Genomic DNA, 22,038 nt, shown 5'->3' on the forward strand with positions numbered 1-22,038 from the left:
ATGGTCTTTTATTAAAATTACTGATATGGAGATCGATAGATGTATTCACCAAAATGGTATGTCGGATTAGACATCCAAAATGGCACCCTTCGCGCCGTCGCAGCTATAAAACGCCGAGATGGCTGGCAGCTTCGCCACTGCTGGCAATATCTTTTATCTGATGCGGTTATGCCAGAAGGTCGTTTACAACGGCCAGAAATATTATGTGATATTTTAAATCAATGGCGCCAAGAATTACCTAAAAAAATCAGTTTCAGACTCGCCCTGCCTGTACAACAAACATTGCAGAAGAGTCTGATTTTACCTCCAGATATCAATCTTAAAGAGCCGGAACAAGGCTGGTTTATCAACGCCAGTGCCGAGAAACAATTTCCCTTTAACACCCGAGAACTGGCGTTGGATTACCGTATCATTGAACAAAATGCCTACATCAGCGCCGCTCGCCAGAAAGATCTCAACCTCTGGCTACAATGTCTTGCACAAGCAGGAATATTTCCAGACGCCATTGATATTGCCCCCTGCGCCCTACGCTATATAGCGCAATATGCCGGTGTTCCCGCTGATAGCTGGTTGTTACACCGGCAACAATCTGGTTGGCTATGGGTATCTCCTGCCAATGCCCCTTTCGCTTATGATCTGGTATCAGCAAATACGGCTACTTCTCCACAGCAGATTATCCGTCAATTATCTGCTTCATCTATGGCTGAACAGCCTGTTTACTACAGTAGCTACCAACAAGAAGCCCTACCGGAAGGAACTTACTCTTGGGATATGTTGGCAGCATTCCGTCACTATCAACCACCACTACCAGCTCAACTGATGGAATATGTGATAGCCGGTGGTTTAGCACTCAGACCGGATGATAAGTAACGATGTATCAGGTTAATTTTCTGCCTTGGCGACAAACCCGGCTAAAACATCGCTATCGTTGGTGGGCGATTCTTCTCTTATTGCAATTGATATTGTGGCTGACAGTACTCGTCTGGATGCTACTAAAGCAACAGGAAACGATTAATCAGTATCAAAGGCAATTACAACAACTCAGCCAGCAACAATTACATTTGCAACAACAGATAACTCAGACCGAGGAGTCTATCAATCTTCACAACAAACTGACCTATAAATTAAAACAACAACAAACATGGCTGAAACAGAACCAACAACATTGGCAATTATTCAATGAATTACCTGAATTATTACCGGAAGGAAGTTGGTTAACTGCTTTCGATGATCAGGCCGGTCAATTAAAACTGGTTGCTAATAGTCTGGATTATTCCAGTATGACATCTCTGCTGGATAATCTTGAAAACAACAGGCAATTATCTGAAATTCAACTAAAAAAGATGACCACCACCGAACAACAAATCAGACAATTCACTATTGACGCTAACTGGCAGACGGAGATTGCCAATGATAAAAAGTGACTACCTATGGTGGTTTGCCAAACCAACCTGGCTGCTCTTTATCTGGCAGCAAACTCTCATTATGTCATTTCTGATTCTGTTTTATCTTTTCTTCTGGCAAGAAAGAGCTGAACAGAGAAGTAGTCTGACAGAAAAAATAGCAGTTCAACAAATCAATACCAAAGCAACCAATGAACGACTAAATCAGCTACCGCTATTGGAAGATATACAACAACATATCAACCAAATAGAAAATGAACTCAGTAAGCCGCGACAAAATGCGGTAAAAATTACCGCAATAAAACAACTGCAACAGCCATTGATAAATTCTGGCGCACAAGTTCTTGAGTGGCAACGTAAAAAAGAAGGGGAAAAAACGCTCTGGCAAATCACAATTTATTTGAACTACGAACAGATGCTGAATTTTCTTGAAGCGTTACAAACATTACATCCACCGCTGTTGATTAAACAGCTTTCCATTTCGCCATCAGGTGAATTCCTAAACGTCAAAATCACCCTGTCAGAAACCTCACATGAGGAGTTTTATGACTAAGCAATTTATTCTGTTGATCCTTTTTCTGCCCACTATTGTTGTTGCAGAAATAAGAAATCCTTTTGCTCCCCCTATGATAGAGGCAGAAGAGCAATCGGTTGAGTTATTTGATCAATCAGTCAATGAGACCGAAATTCAGTCCCTCTCAACCGTATTACACTATGCAGACGCAGAAAGAATTGCTCTGAATCTCAAGCAAAATAGACCCGCACTGATAACAAAAGAGGGTAAAGTTGATTTTGATCCTGAAACTAATAGTCTGATTTTACAGGATACCCCCATCGCCATCGCACAGATAAAAAGTTGGCTGAAAGAGATAGATACACCACAACAGCAAGTGCAAATTACGGCACATATCGTGACCAGCAGCAGGGAAGCACTACATGAACTCGGCATTTACTGGGGCATGCCGATAGGGGAGCCGATTAATGCAACAACGGGTATAAACCGCCTCAATATTAACCAAGCAGCCAACGATAACATGCATCGATTTGCGTTCAATATTGCCCGCATTCACACCAGTTTACTGGAAATGGAACTCAGTGCCTTAGAGCAAGAAAACCAACTAGATATTATCGCTAGTCCAAGATTAACCGCCTCACATCAACAGCTAGCCAGCATCAAGCAAGGCTCTGATATTCCCTACGTCAGCCAAGAAAAAGAGAAAAGTACCGTGCAATTTAAAGAAGCCGTACTAGGAATGGAAGTTACCCCCCATATACTGAGAAAAAATAAAATCAGACTCTCTCTGAAAATCAGCCAAAACATGCCAGGGATCTCAATAAGTCAAGGAGGAGGTGAGAATTTAACCATCGACAAACAGGAAATAATAACTCAAGTTACTGTAAAGAATGGTGAGACACTTATTCTCGGTGGAATTTTTCAACAGAAAAAAGGCGAGCAAACCCAAAAGGTACCTTATCTATCAGACATTCCATTGTTCGGTTCACTATTTAACCAAAAGGGCCATAAACACAGCCGACGAGAGTTAGTCATATTTATTACGCCTCAACTGATGGACATTTGATCAAAAATAAAAATATAACCATTATATCAGTGAGTTGGACATAAAAAACTTAACTATTCTGTATGATGATACGCAGATTTTTCCAACTAATCTTGTTTATAGATTTGACGCTGAGTCCGATTTAGCATACAAGAGTTAGCTAATTGAGTGGTCGGGTTTAACATCACAATAATCAGCCAATGAAACCAGAGCTTTCGTTACAAAAAGCTCATCATTGATTTATATAGTTGCAAAACTGGCTGATGTACTGAGATAATTTTGTTATCTGATCTCACATTACCGCTCATGAGGTTTCAGTTTAGGTCCCGCTGCTGATTTGATTAGCGGGGCGGGTTATCATTAACGAATAGTCTTAGTAATACCAAAAACATGGCAGAGAAACGTAATATCTTTCTGGTTGGGCCTATGGGTGCCGGCAAAAGCACTATTGGTCGTCAGTTAGCTCAGCAACTCAATATGGAGTTTTATGACTCCGATCAAGAAATTGAGCGACGTACCGGAGCTGACGTGGGCTGGGTATTCGACGTGGAAGGCGAAGAAGGCTTCCGCGAGCGCGAAGAAAAAGTGATTAACGAACTCACTGAAAAACAAGGCATTGTACTGGCGACTGGCGGAGGTTCTGTGAAATCCAGAGAAACCCGTAATCGTCTGTCTGCCCGTGGTGTCGTGGTCTACTTGGAAACCACCATTGAAAAACAGTTAGCACGCACCCAGCGCGATAAAAAACGCCCCTTACTTCAAGTCGATGCACCAGCACGTGAAGTTTTAGAAAATTTAGCAAGCGAACGTAACCCTCTATATGAGGAAATTGCTGATGTCACTATCCGTACCGATGAACAGAGCGCTAAAGTTGTCGCTAACCAAATCATTGAGTTACTGGAAAAAAACTGATTCAAGCAAGTCTGTACAGCGATAAATAATTAAGGCGAAGGCTGCTTATGGAAAAGATCACTGTCACTTTAGGGGAACGTAGTTACCCAATTACCATTGCAAAAGGGTTATTTGACGATCCTTCTGCTTTTGCACCACTAAAAGCAGGCCAGCAGGTTATGCTGGTAACGAATCAAACCCTAGCTCCGCTGTATTTGGCAAAAGTAAAAGCCGCCTTGCAGCAAGCCGGGATTCGGGTAGATGAAGTGATTCTCCCTGATGGTGAACAGTACAAATCTCTTTCCGTATTAAATGACGTATTTTCTGCTTTGCTGGAAAATAACCACAGCCGGGACACAACACTTATCGCTCTCGGTGGCGGCGTAATCGGTGATTTAACTGGTTTTGCCGCTGCCTGTTATCAACGTGGCGTCCGTTTTATTCAAATGCCTACCACCCTTCTTGCTCAAGTTGATTCCTCTGTCGGAGGAAAAACCGCAGTAAACCATCCTCTCGGCAAGAATATGATAGGCGCATTCTATCAACCCGCCTCTGTAATGGTCGATCTCAACTGCCTGCAAACGCTTCCAGCCCGCGAACTCTCTTCCGGTCTGGCTGAGGTCATTAAGTACGGTATCATTCTCGACAGAGCATTTTTTAGCTGGCTTGAAGATAATATGGGTAAACTCCTGGCTCTCGATACCCAAGCAATGGCTTACTGCATCCGTCGTTGCTGCGAATTGAAAGCTGAAGTTGTCGCAGCAGATGAGAAAGAATTGAGTGGCTTGCGTGCCCTGTTGAACCTTGGTCACACCTTTGGTCACGCCATCGAAACAGAAATGGGATATGGTGTCTGGTTACATGGAGAAGCAGTTGCCGCAGGAATGGTCATGGCAGCAAGAACAGCTCAACTTGCTGATAACTTCTCCGAACAGGATACTCAACGCATTATCCGATTGTTGGAGCGGGCAAATTTGCCGGTACACGGGCCACAAAACATGCCACCAGAAACCTATCTGCCACATATGATGCGGGATAAAAAAGTTATAGCAGGTAAACTACGGCTGGTTCTTCCAACAAAAATAGGTAAAGCCGAACTTCGCTCAGATATTGAACACAATTGTGTTGTTGACGCTATTCGTCAGTGTTTACCGTATGAAAATGTGTAAATTTTAAGTAAGTTGTATGCTTATGGCATTAAACTAAATGTTTTTTTGCATACATCTGATTGTTGTGTCATAAAATAACAATTCTATCAGACAAATTTCTATCTTAGTTAAGTCAGCCGGCCGGACTGGCTTCAATTGCAATTGGCAGTATTGGCTCTGTTTGGAGGGCTATATGGACGAATTCAAATCAGAAAATGAACAAAGAGCGGCTCAAAGAGTAGACAGTGAGTTTAGGCCAGATACCTCAGATCGCCGTCCTTCACGCTCGCGTCAGCCATTAAACAAACCTAAATTTGCGATTTCACGTCAGCAAATGATGCTCGGCATTGGTATTTTAGTGCTGGTACTGCTGATTATTGCTATCAGTTCTGCTTTAAAAGCCCCAACTGAGCATGAAAAACAGCAATCGCCAAATGTTGCCGAGAAGAATATTGATTTATCCGGTTCATCGTCCAACAACGATAACAATCAATCCATAACATCAGAGAGTAACACCACAAATACAATTAACAGGCCACAGGAAATCCATGTTCCTCCTGTTAGTGGTGCTGCAACTCAACCTCATCAGCCTCAAAATAACAATGGCGAAACCCAAAATCAGCGCATTGAATTACCAGGAAATATTCCTGATGCACTGACTCAACAACAAAGTAATATAAATCACGCAGTGCAAAATCTGAATCAGGCCCAACAACAGACAGTAACACCGCCGCCAGTGATACAGCAGAAATCGGAAAATATCCGTCCACTGAAATCAGAAACACCGGCTAAATCAAAACCATCGACAAATCATGCTAGCAGTAAAAACCATGAGGTCAGCGGCACCAGTAGTGATTTATCGAAAACCCCGGCAAACCACTACACTTTACAATTAAGTAGTGCCAGCCGCTCAGATACACTGACCGCTTTTGCTAAAAAGTATAATCTTACTCATTACAAAGTTTATGAAACTAAACGTAATGGAAAAGTTTGGTTTGTTTTAATTCATGGTGATTACCGTTCCGTTTCTGAAGCTAAACGGGCTGTTTCATCTCTACCGGCCGAGATTCAGGCGAAAAAACCTTGGGTCAGAACGATGCAGCAAGTGCAACAAGACCTAAGAAAATAAAACAATATTTATTAGGCGCTGATATGCTGTCCTAAACAGAGTACAATCTGCGGCTCTGGAATGATTGAGTAATTATTGACAGCATGAAAAAAAAACGCGCTTTCTTAAAATGGGCCGGTGGAAAATACCCGTTGGTAGATGACATCAAACGTCATCTGCCAGCCGGTAGTTGTCTGATAGAGCCATTTGTTGGCGCAGGTTCTGTCTTTTTGAACACAGACTACGATTCTTATATCCTCGCTGATATCAACAGTGACCTGATTAACCTGTACAACACGGTAAAACTCAGGGCTAATGAGTTTATCGTCCACACACGCCCTCTGTTTACCCAAGAATACAATACAGCCGAACATTTTTATCAGTTACGGGAGCAATTTAACCAAAGCACTGACCCGTTCTATCGCAGCGTGTTATTCCTTTATCTCAATCGCCATTGTTACAACGGCCTCTGTCGTTATAATTCTCATGGTAAATTTAACGTACCTTTTGGCCGTTATAAAAAGCCCTACTTTCCTGAAGAAGAACTACACTGGTTTGCTGAAAAAGCTAAAAATGCGACTTTTATCTGTGAGCACTACCAACACACGTTGAACGAAGCACATAAAGGCTCGGTTATCTATTGCGACCCACCTTATGCGCCTTTGTCAGCAACAGCGAACTTTACGGCGTATCACACTAATAGTTTTAACATTGCAGATCAGGAAAATCTGGCAAATATTGCATTTAAGTTATCATCAGAACGTGCAATTCCTGTTTTAATATCCAACCACGATACGCCAATGACACGAAAATGGTACTATCAAGCTTCACTTCATATTGTCAAAGCACGTCGTACTATCAGCAGGAATATCCTTGCCCGCAGTAAGGTAGACGAACTCTTGGCATTATATCGCTGATTTATCCACTCCCCTTTTGCCAGGCAATTAAGGGATGATAGAAACGATTTGGAGAAGATAATGAAAGATTTTCTGATTGCCCCATCCATTTTATCTGCAAATTTTGCACGACTGGGTGAAGATACCGCTAAGGTGCTGGCAGCCGGGGCAGATGTTGTTCACTTTGATGTTATGGACAACCATTATGTCCCTAACCTGACTATCGGGCCTATGGTCTGCCAGGCTCTGCGGGATTATGGCATCACTGCGCCAATCGATGTCCATTTGATGGTAAAACCGGTTGACCGCATCATCCCTGATTTTGCCAAAGCAGGGGCGACTTACATTACCTTCCACCCAGAAACCAGTGAGCATATTGACCGCAGTTTACAACTCATCAAAGAACATGGTTGTAAAGCTGGCTTGGTATTCAATCCTGCAACTCCATTGAGTTATCTTGATTATGTCTTGGATAAACTGGATATCATTCTATTGATGTCGGTAAATCCCGGTTTCGGTGGCCAATCTTTCATCCCTGGAACACTAGAGAAATTGCGTCAGGTTCGTAAAATCATTGATGAAAGCGGTTATGATATCCGTCTTGAGGTAGACGGTGGTATTAAAGCTAGCAATATTGCCGCGGCAGCAACCGCGGGGGCAGATATGTTTGTTGCTGGCTCAGCCATTTTCAGTCAACCAGATTACAAAACTGTTATTGATAATATGCGTAGTGAATTGTCAAAGGTATCTCATGGCAAGTAAGATATTAACAGGTATTCGTGCTATCGCTTTTGATCTGGACGGCACACTGGTAGACAGTGCCGGTGGTTTGGCTGATGCATTGGATCAAGCGCTGCTAGCCAAAGATCTCCCTGCTGCGGGAAAAGAGCGGGTTGCTGCCTGGGTAGGTAATGGCGCAGATATTATGGTGGAACGGGCGTTGACATGGGCCAACGTCAAATTGACCGCTCAACTGCATAAAGAAACCCGTGAGTTGTTTGACCGTTTCTATGAAACAACTGTAACAACAGGCAGTCAGTTATTCCCGGAAGTCAAAGTTACATTGGCTGAACTGGCAAAACACAACTTACCAATGGGTATCATCACCAATAAACCAACACCTTTCATTGCTCCTCTGCTGGCTTCTTTAGGCATCAGTGAATATTTCTCATTAGTGTTAGGTGGTGATGATGTTAAAGAGAAAAAGCCACATCCGGCACCTATTTATTTAACAATGGGCACATTCGGACTGCGTAAGGAAGAACTGCTCTTTGTCGGTGATTCCCGTAATGATATTTTGGCGGCACAAGCGGCTGGCTGCCCTTGTGTTGGTTTAACTTATGGATATAACTACGGTGAATCTATTGCATTAAACAATCCAGATTGCATACTAACGGATTTTTCGGATCTGCTATCCACAATTGGACTCCCATCTTTGAAACTTCAGGAAGCATAATAAAATGAATGAACCCACTGTATCTGAAACACTAAACTCCCAAAAACCTATTGTATTCAGCGGCGCACAACCTTCCGGTGAATTAACCATCGGTAACTACATGGGGGCGTTACGTCAGTGGGTTAAAATGCAGGATGATTATGACTGCATCTATTGCATTGTTGACCAACATGCAATCACAGTCCGCCAGGACCCAAAAGAGTTGAGAAAACGCACTCTGGATACACTGGCGCTCTACCTGGCTTGTGGCATCGACCCGGAGAAAAGTACTATTTTTGTCCAATCTCATGTCCCACAACACGCCCAATTAAGCTGGGTTCTGAACTGCTATACCTATTTCGGTGAACTCAGCCGTATGACCCAGTTTAAAGACAAATCAGCTCGTCATGCCGAAAATATCAATGCAGGCTTGTTTGACTATCCAGTACTGATGGCTGCGGATATTTTGGTATATCAAACAAATCAGGTTCCTGTGGGTATCGATCAGAAACAACATCTTGAATTGAGCCGTGATATTGCTCAACGATTTAATGCCATCTACGGCGATATCTTCGCTGTACCAGAGCCGTTTATCCCAACAGGTGGTGCCCGTGTTATGGCTCTTCAAGACCCAGACAAGAAAATGTCCAAATCAGATGATAACCGCAACAACGTTATCGCTTTGTTGGAAGATCCAAAATCAGCAGCTAAAAAGATAAAACGCGCCGTCACGGATTCAGAAGAACCCCCTCGTGTTCGCTACGATCTGGAACAAAAGCCGGGGGTTTCCAACTTATTAGATATCCTCGCGGGTGTTACTGGCAAAACTATTCCTGAACTGGAAGCAGAATTTGAAGGCCAGATGTATGGTCATTTAAAAAGTGCTGTTGCTGATGCCGTTTCCGGTATGCTGACTGAGTTACAAGAGCGTTTCCATCATTTCCGTAACGATGAAGTCCTGCTGAATAAAATCATGGCGGAAGGTGCAGCGAAGGCAAAAGCCCGCGCCCAGATTACGCTGGATAAAGTATACGAAGCTGTTGGCTTTATTGCCCATCCTTAAATCGATAAAATGTGCACGTTCATTACGTGCATATTTCAAGCTACAGAAAAATCCATTTAAAAAACGAGGCGTATTTTTACATCATCGATGGTAAAAAGCCTGATAGCTTAATCAGACAGAAAAGCAATACGATTAAACAGATTAAAAACAGCGTAAAGCAAGCTTAAACTGACCTATTTAAGGTATTCCGATTTTTCATATTCGATTATTTAACTGGTTTATCAAAAAGTTTATTCCGCGGTTGAAAATATTATTAAAACGGTTCATTTTCCATTAATAGTTTTATGATGGGCATATTTTAAACCATTATTAAAGGCCGTTGTTTTACCTCCTAGTTTTAATCGGTATAAGGTTTTGAGCGTTGTTTTTACCACTTTTAACACCTGCTTTTTATTAGGTTTAATCGGAAGTTTTTTGGCATCTTGATACAGATGTACTATGACGACCACAACCACCCCGCTTTCACGCCTACTACGATGAACATACGGAAAACATCCCAAAACAAGCCTATTTATTGTACAGAGCGATATCTAATTCAAAAAAATAAGTCATTAAAAATCAGTTAACTATAAAAAAATCATTTTTTTCTCATATTCACTGTAAGAAATTAATGTGTGGTGCGACTAATGGAGTGAAGCAAATGCTCGTTTAAGCGAAGCAGTAATTCACCTTCTACACCAATATAAAAGGAACGTTCTATGACTAAACAAACGACAAAAGCATTACTGGCTCTGGCCTTAGGTAGCGCACTGATTACGGTAGGCACTTCAGCAATGGCGGATTCCGGCAGCAAAATGGAGAAATGCTATGGCGTTTCTCTGAAAGGGAAAAACGACTGTAAAGCAGGTGCAGGCACCACCTGTGCTGGTACCTCAAAAAAGGATTATCAAGGTAACGCCTGGAAAATGGTACCCGCGGGCTCCTGCGTAAAAATGAAGTCTCCGACCTCCCCGACCGGCTTTGGTCAACTGGACGCATTTAAAGAAGTGTAATTCCGGTATCAGGCAGGAGCTCATACGATGACAATTTCTTTACCCTCACACAGCGTCTCTCGTGATGCTCCTGACCGCCTCATGCTAAATAGGCTTCCGGCCAGAGCAGGGATCGGATTAAAGCCGGAACATTTTCACGCTATTCTGCGCGATAAACCCGACATTGGTTTTTTTGAAATTCACGCGGAAAATTATCTGGTTGCGGGTGGTCCGTTTCATCAGGCACTGACCGCCATTCGCCAGGATTATCCGCTTTCTATTCATGGAGTGGGCCTGTCCATCGGAGGAGAAAATCCTCTGAATCAGACCCATTTACAACGTGTTGCTGCGCTGGTTGAACGCTATCAGCCAGCCGTTTTTTCTGAACACCTTGCCTGGTCGACTCACAACGATCTATTTCTCAATGATCTGCTGCCGCTGCCTTATACTGACATCACACTGACTCGGGTCTGCGAACACATCGATCAGGTACAGAATGCGCTGCGTCGCCCCATTCTGCTGGAAAACCCGTCCACCTATGTCGAGTTCAGTGCCTCAACCATGAGCGAGACTGACTTTATCTCCGAGGTGATACGCCGTACCGGATGCGGACTACTGCTGGACGTGAACAATCTCTATATCAGTGGCGTCAACCATAATCGCTGCCCACGGCAGATGCTATTCGAGCTACCGCTTCACCGTGTCGGTGAGATTCATCTGGCGGGCTATACGGAAAGCCGCGATGGAGCAAACGACCGGCTGCTGATTGATTCACACGACAGTCATGTGACCGGGCCTGTCTGGGATCTTTATAACAAGACCCTACGTGAAACGGGGCCGATCGCCACCCTGCTCGAATGGGACAGCAATATTCCACCATTAGATGTGTTGCTGAACGAAGCCAGCCATGCCCAGCGTTACATTACGGAGAGCACGAAAAATGCAACAAAAACTGTATAAAGCCCTCCTTAACCCCGACCTCATGGTGCCAGAAGGGCTGACAGCTTGGAACGGTAGCGATCCAGCGGTACGTTTTGCGGTTTATCGTAATAATGTCATAACGTCGCTGATCGACGCACTGGCCGAAAACTGCCCCGTCCTTGTCGCCCAACTTGGAGAGGGCTTTTTCCGCGCGATGGCGGCGGAGTTTATACGTCAACAACCGCCTTCTTCTCCTGTTTTGGCAGGCTATGGCGCTAAATTGCCGGACTGGATTGCGACGTTTCAGCCGTTGGCAGACTGGCCTTGGCTGAGCGATCTCACCCGGTTGGAAATGTTGTTTATTGAATCGCTGCACGCGGCAGACCCTACCGAACAGACAACAGAAGCAGCTCTCGTTGACGATCCTACACAGTTGCGGATGGTGCTCCATCCCTCGGTACGGCTCTTTAGTTCAGATTATGCCGTTTTCAGCCTGTGGGCCGCACACCAACAAAGTGAAAACGAGATGGCGCTGGACCCATTCCAGCCGGAACATATGCTGCTGTGCCGCGTTGCCGACGACGTGCGAATAATGTTGCTCAGCCGTGCGGAAATGCAATTTGTCGCCATGCTCCAGTCCGGTCGGTGCCTTGCCGAAGCCCTGGAGATTGCCGCCAGGGAGGATGCAACTTTTGAGCCTCAGCCGGTTTTACAACGCATGCAGCACTACGAACTGATCCTTTCTCTATATAGCAACACGGAGCGCTAAGATGGCACTACTCAAAACATTAGTGTTAAAAGGGCAACACATTGCGCAGGAAAGTGTTATCCCCCTTCTGGCGCGCATTAGCCTTGCCGCAACATTCTGGCTGTCGGGCCAAAGCAAAGTGGTGGGATTAAACATAGATATTCTGGAAACACGTACACCCTGGCAATTAGGTATCCCGCGCGTTACCGACAGCTCCGTGTCGCTCTTTATCAGCGAGTACAAGCTCCCTCTGCTACCACCCGATGTTGCTGCCGTCATGGCCGCGACCGCAGAACACTTGTTTCCGCTGCTGCTGATTGTCGGATTAGCGACACGCTTCTCCGCGCTAGCATTAATGGTGATGACGCTGGTGATTCAGATATTTGTTTATCCAGATGCCTGGCCTGTTCACGCTACCTGGCTGACAGCTCAGTTGTATCTGGTGACGTATGGCGGTGGGAGGTTTTCGCTTGATCGCCTGATTTACCGCCATCGTACCACCTGATTCCCCTTCCCTACGTTACTTTATTTTGATTCTCGTTTTCGCCACGAGTGAATGCGGAAGTGATAGTGCGCAGGTCGGCAAGCTGTTGTCTGACGTTTCGGCACCCGCCGCATATTCGCAAATGCAGCATTAGCTGAACATGTTGGGAAAGCACGATTTTTTCATCCAGCGCCTGAGACATCAGGCGCGTAGCTTGATAACAACTAAGCATATTTACCCTCCTGGGAAAACCAACGTTGTGACAAACATTCGCGTAAACGCATACGCGCACGCCAGAGCATCACATTCAGGTTGCTGACAGAAAGCGCCATTTCCTGACAGATCTCCTGAGTTTCAAGGCCAATAAATTCGCGCATCATAAATGCCCGGGCGTTTTGCGTTGGCAACTGCGTCAAACAAAGCTCGAAAACCGTCCAGAACTGCTCCTGCTCGACCGCTTCATCCGGTAAATGCCAGCGCTGTGGGTGCTCATTTCTCGGCCAGTGACCAGATTCATCAAACAGCGCTTCGAAATTTTGCTCATCAACATCATCAGTCAATTGCACGTTGCTGTGCCGATAACGCATACGCAAGGCATCCGAGATTTTGTTGCGCAGGATCGTAAACACCCAACTCTTCCAAGCGGCTCGTCCGGCAAAAGAAGCGGCATTCTTCATCGCCCCTTCCAACGCCTCTTGGACAACATCTTCCGCCTGATGAAAATCATTCAACTGCAAGCTGGCAAACTGCAACATCTGTTTATGCAGCATGGAAAAAAACTGCGGATCCCGCAGCAGATTACTGATATCGGACATCGTGGTTTCTATCTCAACAGGATTGTTCGGGATAACCGGGTATTACGAAACACTATTTTGGTGGAATCGCTTAAATTCACCCACATGACCTAGGGGCTGTTTGGAAAACGGGATAATTCTAAATTAAATCTGTTTTTTGTACAGCAGAGAAAAAGCCTTTTCCCCAGATACGCCTGTTTTTTTGCTCAACCTCAGTGAATCCATTTACGCACAGTATCATAGGCTTTCTCATCCTCACGTTTACCAACAACAATAACCTATATCACGATTTCTTCATCAATCACTTGATAAATCAACCGAAAACCAGATGTGCGTAACTTTATTTTAAAAAACCTGCCAGATTACCGTTTAAACGAGTAGTTTTTGCAAACATAATGGTTTTTCCATTTTCATTAAACTGATACTTAAGTTTTCTCGTTTTTCCCATATTTGATTTATTTTAAGTTTAAAACCAAAAAGGATAATAGATATGCTAATAGTATTAAAATCAAAGTCCATTTATTTAATGGTTTTAATACTGTTAAATGTTTTTATTCTTTTTTCGCTGTAATATGGTTAATCTAAAAGACTATCGGCTTTTCTTAACTACTATTTTATCATTTTCAGATAACGCATTTAAATAAGAGAGTTTTATATAACCATTTGTTTTTAAATGGTATAGAAAAGATAATCCATATGATTTAACCTGATAAATCGGACTTAGAAAAGTCAATAAAAAACACTAAATCGCAAGGTTAATAAAGGAATAAAAATAACGTTAAAAACCAGCAATCTAAAATATGCACGTTCATCACGTGCACATTTTATTATTTTCCGAATAACCTACGGTTAAAATCCTCAATCTTTCCAAACATCACCCGCTTTTGCATAGTCAGGCTCCAACTAGCAGATAAGCCAGCGGCACTCATCAGCCGACGATATTGCTCTTCGTCAAATGGCATATTAAAAGCAATAGCTATCGCTTCCTTAATTAAAACATCACTATTACGGGAAACAAGAACAAAAGGCTCATCTGGGCTGACATTTCCCGCGGAAATAATTCTATAAAGCCAGCCACAACGGCCACTCTCCTGCATAATGGCAGAAAAATTGCTGATACCAGAATGACAGTTAAGTTTGTAACAAGGCGAACGAGGCTGAGTTACCTGAATCATTGCCCCACCCCAACTGAAAATGTCACCAATACAAACATTTTCTTCAGTCAACCCCGTTGTGGAAATATTTTCACCAAACGCTGGAGCAATAAAAAAATCTTCTTGATCAGGAAATTGATGTTTCCAGAAATCATAGTGTTCACGAGGATAATGACAAAGTGCACGATCAGGTCCACCGTGGAAACGGGTTTCAGCCTGCTCATCACCTTCCAATCCTAGAGAAGTCAGACTCAGACTACCATCAACCATTCGTTTATTAATTGCGCTAGCAGAAAGTTTTCCTGATATTTCAATTTTACCTGTATATACCTGCGGACAATACATAATGCACTTTCCTTATTGAAATCAGTCTGACATCACCATCATAAACCAACATTCAACCAATAAAAATGCCGGCAGTCATATCAGCCGGCATAGCAGAAAAGAGAAATTATTCAGCTAGTTATTTCACTTTTTCCTGATAACGTGTTGCTGCTTCATCCCAGTTAACAACATTCCAGAACGCTTTAATATAGTCAGGACGACGGTTTTGGTACTGTAAGTAATAAGCATGTTCCCAAACATCCAGACCAATAATCGGATAACCAGATGCACCAGAAATAGCTTCGCCCATTAATGGGCTATCCTGGTTAGCAGTCGATACAACCGCCAGCTTGCCATCATCTTTCAGTACTAGCCACGCCCAGCCAGAACCAAAACGGGTAGCCGCTGCCTGCTCAAATTTCTCTTTAAAAGAATCTATGCTACCGAAATCACGTTCAATAGCTTCTTTCAATGGGCCTTGCAGAGTTGTACCTAATTTCAGACCTTTCCAAAACAAGCTATGGTTAGCGTGTCCACCAGCATTGTTACGTACAAAAGTACGCTTATCAGCAGGTATCTTATCTAATTGCTGAATCAGATCATCAATATCCAGTCTCGCTAGCTCAGGGAAAGCTTCCAAGGCACTATTGGTATTATTGACGTAAGTCTGATGATGCTTGGTATGGTGAATTTCCATCGTCTGCTTATCAAAATGAGGTTCCAGAGCTTCATAAGAATAAGGAAGAGAAGGTAATGAATAGCTCATATCATGTACTCCAGTCATATAAGAATGGTTCAAAGTCCACACCTTGTGAACAACGTGATCATTATAGTTAATTAAATATTATTGGAAATGTTTATCAATACCATACTCTCATTATGGTTTTGTTATATGACTGTGTTTCAGCAACTTATCAGTTAATTTATCTATATTTAACATTATTATTGGATTAGGATTTTGAATTACTATTTTTGGTTAGCAATTAAACCTAAAGAAACCCGCTACACTAAATGACGATTACGTGAAAAATATTCTTTTTATTGCGTGATCTTCCGCGCAAAAAAAAAACAAAAATTCTCTTTACACTTTAGTTAACTTTGATTTGACATAATATTAACATTCGTAAGGAGAATATTATATGACCAAAATAATGAAGCACCCTATTCCTGCCTCCATCGCAGAACATGCCCTGATGAATAAACAACAATATCAACAAGATTATCAATTATCGTTGCAAGATCCCGAAAGGTTCTGGGGTGAGAAAGGCAAAATTATTGACTGGATTAAGCCCTACACCAAGGTAAAAAATACCTCTTTTGATCCTGGACATATCAATATCCGCTGGTTTGAAGATGGGACACTAAACTTAAGCGTAAATTGTCTCGATCGTCATCTAAAAGAACGTGGCGATCAAACCGCTATTATCTGGGAAGGTGATGATCCAACAGAATCCAAAGCAATAACCTATCGTGAACTACACCATGATGTATGTCAGTTTGCCAATGTATTAAAAAATCTGGGTATTAAAAAAGGCGATGTTGTTGCTATTTACATGCCGATGGTGCCAGAAGCAGCGGTTGCCATGTTGGCATGTGCCCGCATTGGTGCTATTCACTCTGTTATTTTCGCGGGTTTTTCTCCTGACGCCGTATCCGGGCGCATCATCGATTCAAACACAAAATTGGTCATTACCGCCGATGAAGGATTGAGAGCCGGACGCACCATTCCCCTGAAAAAGAATGTTGATGACGCATTAAATAATGCAGCCGTTGTCAGTGTATCCAATGTGATCGTTTTTAAACGTACTGGAAATATTAGTCACTGGCAATCTGGCCGTGACCTTTGGTGGCATGAATTGGTAGCAGACGCTAGTGCTGATTGCCCAGTCGAAGAGATGAATGCAGAAGACCCGCTATTTATTCTCTATACCTCAGGCTCTACCGGTAAACCTAAAGGTGTATTGCACACCACTGGAGGTTACCTTGTATATGCATCTCTGACATTTAAATATGTATTCGACTATCAGCCGGGGGAAGTCTATTGGTGCACAGCAGATGTGGGATGGGTTACCGGGCATAGCTACCTGCTCTACGGTCCCCTTTCCTGCGGCGCTATCACTCTAATGTTTGAAGGCGTACCAAACTATCCTGCGGTTAACCGTCTGAGCCAGGTTATAGATAAACATCAGGTCAATATCCTGTACACAGCGCCTACAGCGATTCGAGCCCTGATGGCTGAAGGCGACAAAGCTATTGAAGAAACAAAACGTACTTCTCTGCGTATTATGGGATCAGTTGGCGAACCGATTAATCCGGAAGCTTGGGAATGGTATTACCAGAAAATTGGTAACAGCAATTGCCCGATTGTCGATACCTGGTGGCAAACAGAAACTGGTGGCTTCATGATCACACCACTGCCGGGCGCAACCGAACTAAAAGCAGGTTCCGCAACGCTACCTTTCTTCGGTGTTCAGCCCGCGTTGGTTGATAATCTTGGTGAGCTACTAGAAGGTGTTTGTGAAGGAAACCTGGTTATTACTGATTCCTGGCCAGGACAAGCACGCTCACTATTTGGTGATCATGATCGCTTCGAACAAACCTATTTTTCCACCTTTAAGGGGATGTATTTCAGTGGCGATGGAGCACGCCGTGATGAAGATGGCTACTATTGGATAACTGGCCGTGTTGATGACGTGTTGAATATTTCCGGCCACCGTTTAGGTACTGCTGAAATTGAATCTGCTTTGGTCTCTCATCCTAAAATTGCAGAAGCTGCTGTCGTAGGTACCCCGCATAACATTAAAGGGCAAGCAATTTACGCTTATGTCACCTTAAATCACGGTGAAGAACCCTCTCCAGAACTCTATACAGAAGTCCGTAATTGGGTACGTAAAGAAATCGGCCCGATTGCTACACCAGATATCCTACACTGGACAGACTCCTTACCAAAAACCCGCTCAGGAAAAATTATGCGCCGTATTCTGCGCAAAATAGCCTCCGGCGATACCAGCAATCTAGGAGACATTTCAACACTAGCAGATCCAGGCGTAGTAGAAAAATTGTTGGAAGAAAAACAAACAATGAGAATTTCGTAACAGATCATGCCGCCGTAAGGCGGCTGTAATCAAAATATAATAAATATAAGAGGATATATTCCGATGAATGACGATATTTACCAAGGGATCGAAAATAACCCTCGTTTTAAAGAATTGGTTGAAAAGCGAGGACGTTTTGCATGGTTGCTATCAATAATCACATTAATTCTGTATGTCGGTTTTATTTTTCTCATTGCATTTTCACCCGAATGGCTAGGTACTCCCCTTTATAATGATTCCAGTATTACCCGTGGAATACCGGTTGGTATTGGTTTAATTATTATTTCATTCATCTTAACCGGCTTATATGTCATCAGAGCCAATAGCGAGTTTGATCACCTTACCTCACAAATTCTCAGTGAGGTAAAGAAATGAAAAAGTTCCTGCTATTAGCAATAATGCTATTTCCTCATCTCACTTGGGCTAATGCAATCTCTGAAACCGGAGAAAGGCAACCTGTCAACGTTCAAGCTATTATCATGTTTGTCCTGTTTGTTGGTTTTACACTCTATATCACTTACTGGGCCTCAAAAAAAACACGCTCCCGTAGTGATTACTACACGGCGGGTGGACGTATTACAGGTTTTCAAAATGGAATGGCAATTGCGGGAGATTTTATGTCCGCAGCATCATTCCTTGGTATTTCCGCTTTAGTCTATACCTCTGGTTATGATGGACTAATTTACTCTATCGGCTTCCTGATTGGCTGGCCTATTATCCTATTTCTGATTGCCGAAAGATTAAGAAACCTTGGACGCTATACTTTTGCCGATGTCGCTTCTTACCGGTTACAGCAACGTCCAATCCGTACGTTATCTGCAATTGGTTCGCTGTTTGTTGTCGCTCTTTATCTTATCGCTCAAATGGTTGGGGCAGGTAAACTTATCGAATTGCTTTTTGGACTCAATTACCATGTAGCGGTCGTATTGGTTGGCATCCTGATGGTACTTTATGTTCTATTTGGCGGTATGCTAGCAACGACTTGGGTACAAATTATCAAAGCTATCCTATTACTAGCTGGCGCCACCTTTATGGCGCTTATGGTCATGAAAACAGTAAACTTCAATTTCAATACGTTATTCAAAGAAGCTGTTGCTGTTCACTCAAAAGGTGAAGCTATCATGAGTCCAGGAGGGTTGGTATCTGACCCAATATCCGCACTTTCTCTCGGTCTGGCATTGATGTTTGGTACTGCTGGTTTACCTCATATTATTATGCGTTTCTTTACTGTAAGTGATGCGAAAGAAGCACGAAAAAGCGTTTTCTATGCTACTGGCTTTATTGGCTATTTTTACATTCTGACTTTTATTATCGGCTTCGGTGCTATTTTACTGGTTAGTCCAAACCCTTCCTTTAAAGATGCTACCGGCGCGCTCATTGGTGGGACTAACATGGCAGCCGTTCACCTCGCTAATGCAGTTGGAGGCAACTTGTTCCTGGGGTTCATCTCTGCTGTCGCCTTTGCCACAATTCTAGCCGTTGTTGCGGGGCTAACGCTGGCTGGCGCATCAGCGGTATCACATGACCTATATGCAAACGCCATTAAACGCGGTAAAACCAATGAACGAGATGAACTGAGAGTATCAAAAATAACAGTTGTGATACTTGGGTTTATCGCAATCGGATTAGGTATTTTATTTGAAAACCAGAATATAGCCTTCATGGTTGGATTGGCATTTTCTATTGCTGCAAGCTGTAACTTCCCAATTATTCTTTTATCTATGTACTGGCGTAAACTCACTACCCGTGGTGCCTTAGCTGGGGGTTGGCTAGGATTAATTACAGCGGTGGTTTTGATGATTCTCGGCCCAACAATCTGGGTCAGCATTCTCGGCCACGAGAGACCAATCTATCCTTATGAATATCCAGCATTATTTTCAATGATTATCGCTTTTATTGGCTCATGGCTATTTTCTATCACCGATAATTCACAACAAGGTATGCAGGAAAGAGAACAATTTAGAATCCAGTTTATTCGATCACAAACAGGACTCGGTATCGCACAAGGAAAAACACATTAGTTACGTTTTTATGTCCAACCTCTCCTTCGGGAGAGGTATTTTCATTAGAAGTCACCTGAATTCAGAGCTATTTCACAAGTTAACCTCTTGTTTTAATCACAGGTTAATGATTAACTATTTTATTTCAATTTATTAATTAAACTATTAATCTGTATGCGAAATAAATCTCCGATTATTATTATTTTGATTCTCTCTTTACTACCGATAATTTTCACTAGCGATTTAGCCGGTGAGTATAAGTTAAAAATAATATTACTGAGTTTCTTGCTAGCAAGTGTTAACGCATTCTTTTATTGTTATAAATATCTTAAACCATTGGTTTTACTTATTTCTCTATTGTGGTCGCTTAATATATCCACATCTTTTTTCTTCTTTAATGAACACCAGATAAGCTTTTCTTCAACTATTGCCAATACTTTTATTAATACAAATAGCAACGAAGCTGTAGGTATGTTGTCCTACAATAAATACTATGTGCTTTTCTTTATTTTCATGTTGTTAATATATTTTTTGTCTATTAGATGGCTATCCAAAAATATAGACAAAAAATTACTCAAATCCAGTTTATGGGCTTTTATTTTTGTCTGCCTATTAGTGCCTGTTGACTACTATATCTCAGGAAAGAAATATTCAGATGACATTATTCTATCAGAACACTTTCTAATGGGAACACCATTCTATAACTCATCAGCAATGGTAAAAGCAATATATGAAAATCAACAAATTAAAAATATTTCTTCTGTTAATGTGAATTTTGATTACATAAAAGAAGATAAAGATATTGATATTTACATATTGCTGATAGGAGAATCAGTAAGAAGAGATCATATGTCTCTGTACGGTTATAACAAAACCACAACACCGACATTAGACACAATGCAGAGAAATATGTTGATATTCAATCAAGCTATTTCCCCAGCTCCAGTTACTATATTATCCTTACCTATTTCGCTTTCTAATATTACTCTATATCAGCTCAGAAATAAGGTTCATTATGCCGACAATATTATATCTTTAGCTAAAGATGCAGGTTTTAGGACAACTTGGATAAGTAATCAAGGAAGATCAGGTAAAAGCAATAGCCTGATTACAGTTATTGCTAATATGGCTGAAAGCCAAAAATGGAATGAATATATTGGATACGATGAAGAGTTACTACCCTATCTAGATGATGCACTAAAACAGAAAGGTAAAAAATTTATTATTATGCATATCTACGGCAGTCATGAGCCATCCTGTAACCGATTTCCCGAAAATAAACTAATATCTTTCTCATCGAACGAAGATGATAATTGCTATGACAGCTCAATAATTTATACTGATCATCTAATAGAGAAAATCATTAATAAAATCAAAGATTATAAAGCATCTATTCTCTATTTTTCAGATCATGGATTACAACGCTTAGATAAAAACGGTGACATTCGTTATCACCACGGAGTTAGTCATCCTAGAAAAGAGGCTTATAATATCCCCTTATTTATTTGGTATAACGATAATGTTGATCCAAAATATCGTCATACTGGTGTAATAAATACCCCTTTCTCAACTTCAGATAATTATTACCTTATCAGTGATTGGCTAGGTATTTATCATAAATTTCCAGAATACTGCCGTTCACCATTAAGCAATTGTTTCAAATCACAGAAAGAGCTAATGGTGATCGATGGTAATAAAAACCTGATGAAATATAGCGAACTTTCTGATGAGAAAGATATCAAAGCTTTAGGTAAATGATTTGGATTCCAATATCCAAGTATCATATACAATACATGGCTGACTTGAATGAAAATAGGTTTACGTTTTCTTATGTCCATAAATAATGTATTTATAGTTGATATCATGGCTAAGTTAACCATAAGAATGCACATAGAAGTAGTAACCAAACAACAATATATACCCGCTTAACTTGAAGATGCAGGATTCAAAACCTGGAAGTCATCATTAATACGACACGACAGGTTCCCGGCAAGTTCCGGTAATATTTCCGTAAAAAAGCGATGTATTGCCTGCCTGAACAAGG

24 protein-coding genes and 2 pseudogenes are annotated in these 22,038 nt (G+C 42.1%); 19 read left to right on the forward strand and 7 right to left on the reverse strand.

Annotation, left to right across the window (positions count from 1 at the left end):
* Positions 1–39 precede the first annotated feature (39 nt).
* The 11 genes from pilM to trpS all read left to right on the forward strand — a co-directional run bounded on the left by pilM (position 40) and on the right by trpS (position 9,503).
* Positions 40–870 carry a pilus assembly protein PilM gene (pilM, locus tag BA1DRAFT_RS12210; protein ID WP_036779437.1) on the forward strand — a complete coding sequence of 277 codons (831 nt, stop codon included), beginning with the start codon at positions 40–42 and terminating at the stop codon, positions 868–870.
* 2 nt (positions 871–872) lie between these two features.
* Positions 873–1,424, forward strand: a complete 552-nt coding sequence (locus BA1DRAFT_RS12215; RefSeq protein WP_036779439.1) for a PilN domain-containing protein — start codon at positions 873–875, stop codon at positions 1,422–1,424.
* Positions 1,411–1,956: a hypothetical protein gene (locus BA1DRAFT_RS12220; protein ID WP_036779441.1), complete on the forward strand. Its 546-nt coding sequence runs from the start codon at positions 1,411–1,413 to the stop codon at positions 1,954–1,956. The genes BA1DRAFT_RS12215 and BA1DRAFT_RS12220 overlap by 14 nt, the downstream gene beginning before the upstream one ends.
* Positions 1,949–2,983, forward strand: a complete 1,035-nt coding sequence (gene pilQ / locus BA1DRAFT_RS12225) for a type IV pilus secretin PilQ (protein WP_036779443.1) — start codon at positions 1,949–1,951, stop codon at positions 2,981–2,983. Before BA1DRAFT_RS12220 ends, pilQ begins: the two co-directional genes overlap by 8 nt.
* A gap of 369 nt (positions 2,984–3,352) precedes the next feature.
* Positions 3,353–3,874, forward strand: coding sequence for a shikimate kinase AroK (aroK, locus tag BA1DRAFT_RS12230; RefSeq protein ID WP_036779445.1), 522 nt, complete (start codon positions 3,353–3,355; stop codon positions 3,872–3,874).
* Positions 3,875–3,921: 47 nt separating this feature from the next.
* Positions 3,922–5,022, forward strand: coding sequence for a 3-dehydroquinate synthase (gene aroB / locus BA1DRAFT_RS12235; protein ID WP_036779447.1), 1,101 nt, complete (start codon positions 3,922–3,924; stop codon positions 5,020–5,022).
* Positions 5,023–5,194: 172 nt separating this feature from the next.
* Complete coding sequence (locus BA1DRAFT_RS12240; protein WP_036779449.1) at positions 5,195–6,130, forward strand: SPOR domain-containing protein; 936 nt, start codon at positions 5,195–5,197, stop codon at positions 6,128–6,130.
* Positions 6,131–6,213: 83 nt separating this feature from the next.
* On the forward strand, positions 6,214–7,026 hold the full coding sequence (gene dam / locus BA1DRAFT_RS12245) for an adenine-specific DNA-methyltransferase (RefSeq protein WP_036779452.1): 813 nt from the start codon (positions 6,214–6,216) through the stop codon (positions 7,024–7,026).
* A gap of 60 nt (positions 7,027–7,086) precedes the next feature.
* Positions 7,087–7,767: a ribulose-phosphate 3-epimerase gene (gene rpe / locus BA1DRAFT_RS12250; RefSeq protein ID WP_036779454.1), complete on the forward strand. Its 681-nt coding sequence runs from the start codon at positions 7,087–7,089 to the stop codon at positions 7,765–7,767.
* The gene (locus tag BA1DRAFT_RS12255) at positions 7,757–8,461 is read left to right on the forward strand and encodes a phosphoglycolate phosphatase (protein ID WP_036779456.1); all 705 of its coding nucleotides are present in this window, start codon (positions 7,757–7,759) and stop codon (positions 8,459–8,461) included. Before rpe ends, BA1DRAFT_RS12255 begins: the two co-directional genes overlap by 11 nt.
* Before the next feature lie 4 nt (positions 8,462–8,465).
* Positions 8,466–9,503, forward strand: a complete 1,038-nt coding sequence (gene trpS, locus BA1DRAFT_RS12260) for a tryptophan--tRNA ligase (protein ID WP_036779458.1) — start codon at positions 8,466–8,468, stop codon at positions 9,501–9,503.
* A gap of 263 nt (positions 9,504–9,766) precedes the next feature.
* Here trpS and BA1DRAFT_RS12265 read toward each other — a convergent pair whose 3' ends face one another.
* Positions 9,767–9,952: a hypothetical protein gene (locus tag BA1DRAFT_RS12265; RefSeq protein WP_036779461.1), complete on the reverse strand. Its 186-nt coding sequence runs from the start codon at positions 9,950–9,952 to the stop codon at positions 9,767–9,769.
* Positions 9,953–10,201: 249 nt separating this feature from the next.
* Here BA1DRAFT_RS12265 and BA1DRAFT_RS12270 point away from each other — a divergent pair, with 249 nt between their 5' ends.
* Genes BA1DRAFT_RS12270 through BA1DRAFT_RS12285 form a run of 4 tightly spaced genes read left to right on the forward strand, consistent with a single transcriptional unit; the run spans position 10,202 to position 12,648 of the window.
* Entirely contained in the window at positions 10,202–10,495 is a 294-nt protein-coding gene (locus tag BA1DRAFT_RS12270; protein WP_036779464.1) for a BufA1 family periplasmic bufferin-type metallophore, read from the forward strand.
* Between the two features lie 27 nt (positions 10,496–10,522).
* Positions 10,523–11,434, forward strand: coding sequence for an MNIO family bufferin maturase (gene bufB, locus BA1DRAFT_RS12275; protein WP_036779467.1), 912 nt, complete (start codon positions 10,523–10,525; stop codon positions 11,432–11,434).
* Complete coding sequence (locus BA1DRAFT_RS12280) at positions 11,415–12,164, forward strand: HvfC/BufC N-terminal domain-containing protein (RefSeq protein ID WP_036779469.1); 750 nt, start codon at positions 11,415–11,417, stop codon at positions 12,162–12,164. The genes bufB and BA1DRAFT_RS12280 overlap by 20 nt, the downstream gene beginning before the upstream one ends.
* Before the next feature lies 1 nt (position 12,165).
* Complete coding sequence (locus BA1DRAFT_RS12285) at positions 12,166–12,648, forward strand: DoxX family protein (protein WP_036779472.1); 483 nt, start codon at positions 12,166–12,168, stop codon at positions 12,646–12,648.
* 10 nt (positions 12,649–12,658) lie between these two features.
* Here BA1DRAFT_RS12285 and BA1DRAFT_RS12290 read toward each other — a convergent pair whose 3' ends face one another.
* The 5 genes and pseudogenes from BA1DRAFT_RS12290 to sodA form a co-directional block, all read right to left on the reverse strand.
* Positions 12,659–12,859, reverse strand: a complete 201-nt coding sequence (locus BA1DRAFT_RS12290) for an anti-sigma factor family protein (RefSeq protein ID WP_036779475.1) — start codon at positions 12,857–12,859, stop codon at positions 12,659–12,661.
* Positions 12,852–13,442, reverse strand: a complete 591-nt coding sequence (locus BA1DRAFT_RS12295) for an RNA polymerase factor sigma-70 (RefSeq protein ID WP_036779478.1) — start codon at positions 13,440–13,442, stop codon at positions 12,852–12,854. Before BA1DRAFT_RS12295 ends, BA1DRAFT_RS12290 begins: the two co-directional genes overlap by 8 nt.
* Before the next feature lie 191 nt (positions 13,443–13,633).
* Positions 13,634–13,815 (reverse strand): annotated as a pseudogene (locus BA1DRAFT_RS24660) (hypothetical protein).
* Between the two features lie 433 nt (positions 13,816–14,248).
* Positions 14,249–14,920 (reverse strand): 6-hydroxyaminopurine reductase, encoded by a 672-nt coding sequence (gene yiiM / locus BA1DRAFT_RS12300; RefSeq protein WP_036779480.1) that lies wholly within the window; start codon positions 14,918–14,920, stop codon positions 14,249–14,251.
* A gap of 118 nt (positions 14,921–15,038) precedes the next feature.
* Entirely contained in the window at positions 15,039–15,665 is a 627-nt protein-coding gene (sodA, locus tag BA1DRAFT_RS12305) for a superoxide dismutase [Mn] (protein ID WP_036779483.1), read from the reverse strand.
* 373 nt (positions 15,666–16,038) lie between these two features.
* Here sodA and acs point away from each other — a divergent pair, with 373 nt between their 5' ends.
* The 4 genes from acs to BA1DRAFT_RS12325 all read left to right on the forward strand — a co-directional run bounded on the left by acs (position 16,039) and on the right by BA1DRAFT_RS12325 (position 21,752).
* Entirely contained in the window at positions 16,039–17,994 is a 1,956-nt protein-coding gene (gene acs, locus BA1DRAFT_RS12310) for an acetate--CoA ligase (RefSeq protein ID WP_036779486.1), read from the forward strand.
* A 63-nt stretch (positions 17,995–18,057) separates the two neighbouring features.
* Positions 18,058–18,369, forward strand: a complete 312-nt coding sequence (locus BA1DRAFT_RS12315; protein WP_036779490.1) for a DUF485 domain-containing protein — start codon at positions 18,058–18,060, stop codon at positions 18,367–18,369.
* Entirely contained in the window at positions 18,366–20,015 is a 1,650-nt protein-coding gene (actP, locus tag BA1DRAFT_RS12320) for a cation/acetate symporter ActP (protein WP_036779492.1), read from the forward strand. Before BA1DRAFT_RS12315 ends, actP begins: the two co-directional genes overlap by 4 nt.
* A 153-nt stretch (positions 20,016–20,168) precedes the next feature.
* Positions 20,169–21,752, forward strand: a complete 1,584-nt coding sequence (locus tag BA1DRAFT_RS12325; protein ID WP_036779495.1) for a phosphoethanolamine transferase family protein — start codon at positions 20,169–20,171, stop codon at positions 21,750–21,752.
* 167 nt (positions 21,753–21,919) lie between these two features.
* Here BA1DRAFT_RS12325 and BA1DRAFT_RS23160 read toward each other — a convergent pair.
* Positions 21,920–22,038, reverse strand: a pseudogene (locus tag BA1DRAFT_RS23160) (IS630 family transposase); the annotation flags it as partial.

It is taken from the genome of Photorhabdus aegyptia (assembly GCF_000612035.1).
GTDB lineage: Bacteria > Pseudomonadota > Gammaproteobacteria > Enterobacterales > Enterobacteriaceae > Photorhabdus > Photorhabdus akhurstii.

What these genes read in the sequence shown, in the direction of transcription:
- BA1DRAFT_RS12315 (WP_036779490.1), top strand. Translation starts at nt 18,058, where the DNA reads ATGAATGACGATATTTACCAAGGGATCGAAAATAACCCTCGTTTTAAA.
- BA1DRAFT_RS12295 (WP_036779478.1), bottom strand. Translation starts at nt 13,442, where the DNA reads ATGTCCGATATCAGTAATCTGCTGCGGGATCCGCAGTTTTTTTCCATG.
- BA1DRAFT_RS12280 (WP_036779469.1), top strand. Translation starts at nt 11,415, where the DNA reads ATGCAACAAAAACTGTATAAAGCCCTCCTTAACCCCGACCTCATGGTG.
- BA1DRAFT_RS12215 (WP_036779439.1), top strand. Translation starts at nt 873, where the DNA reads ATGTATCAGGTTAATTTTCTGCCTTGGCGACAAACCCGGCTAAAACAT.
- aroB (WP_036779447.1), top strand. Translation starts at nt 3,922, where the DNA reads ATGGAAAAGATCACTGTCACTTTAGGGGAACGTAGTTACCCAATTACC.
- BA1DRAFT_RS12270 (WP_036779464.1), top strand. Translation starts at nt 10,202, where the DNA reads ATGACTAAACAAACGACAAAAGCATTACTGGCTCTGGCCTTAGGTAGC.
- BA1DRAFT_RS12285 (WP_036779472.1), top strand. Translation starts at nt 12,166, where the DNA reads ATGGCACTACTCAAAACATTAGTGTTAAAAGGGCAACACATTGCGCAG.
- BA1DRAFT_RS12290 (WP_036779475.1), bottom strand. Translation starts at nt 12,859, where the DNA reads ATGCTTAGTTGTTATCAAGCTACGCGCCTGATGTCTCAGGCGCTGGAT.
- BA1DRAFT_RS12240 (WP_036779449.1), top strand. Translation starts at nt 5,195, where the DNA reads ATGGACGAATTCAAATCAGAAAATGAACAAAGAGCGGCTCAAAGAGTA.
- actP (WP_036779492.1), top strand. Translation starts at nt 18,366, where the DNA reads ATGAAAAAGTTCCTGCTATTAGCAATAATGCTATTTCCTCATCTCACT.
- rpe (WP_036779454.1), top strand. Translation starts at nt 7,087, where the DNA reads ATGAAAGATTTTCTGATTGCCCCATCCATTTTATCTGCAAATTTTGCA.
- acs (WP_036779486.1), top strand. Translation starts at nt 16,039, where the DNA reads ATGACCAAAATAATGAAGCACCCTATTCCTGCCTCCATCGCAGAACAT.
- dam (WP_036779452.1), top strand. Translation starts at nt 6,214, where the DNA reads ATGAAAAAAAAACGCGCTTTCTTAAAATGGGCCGGTGGAAAATACCCG.
- aroK (WP_036779445.1), top strand. Translation starts at nt 3,353, where the DNA reads ATGGCAGAGAAACGTAATATCTTTCTGGTTGGGCCTATGGGTGCCGGC.
- trpS (WP_036779458.1), top strand. Translation starts at nt 8,466, where the DNA reads ATGAATGAACCCACTGTATCTGAAACACTAAACTCCCAAAAACCTATT.
- pilQ (WP_036779443.1), top strand. Translation starts at nt 1,949, where the DNA reads ATGACTAAGCAATTTATTCTGTTGATCCTTTTTCTGCCCACTATTGTT.
- yiiM (WP_036779480.1), bottom strand. Translation starts at nt 14,920, where the DNA reads ATGTATTGTCCGCAGGTATATACAGGTAAAATTGAAATATCAGGAAAA.
- BA1DRAFT_RS12220 (WP_036779441.1), top strand. Translation starts at nt 1,411, where the DNA reads ATGATAAAAAGTGACTACCTATGGTGGTTTGCCAAACCAACCTGGCTG.
- BA1DRAFT_RS12325 (WP_036779495.1), top strand. Translation starts at nt 20,169, where the DNA reads ATGCGAAATAAATCTCCGATTATTATTATTTTGATTCTCTCTTTACTA.
- bufB (WP_036779467.1), top strand. Translation starts at nt 10,523, where the DNA reads ATGACAATTTCTTTACCCTCACACAGCGTCTCTCGTGATGCTCCTGAC.
- BA1DRAFT_RS12255 (WP_036779456.1), top strand. Translation starts at nt 7,757, where the DNA reads ATGGCAAGTAAGATATTAACAGGTATTCGTGCTATCGCTTTTGATCTG.
- sodA (WP_036779483.1), bottom strand. Translation starts at nt 15,665, where the DNA reads ATGAGCTATTCATTACCTTCTCTTCCTTATTCTTATGAAGCTCTGGAA.
- pilM (WP_036779437.1), top strand. Translation starts at nt 40, where the DNA reads ATGTATTCACCAAAATGGTATGTCGGATTAGACATCCAAAATGGCACC.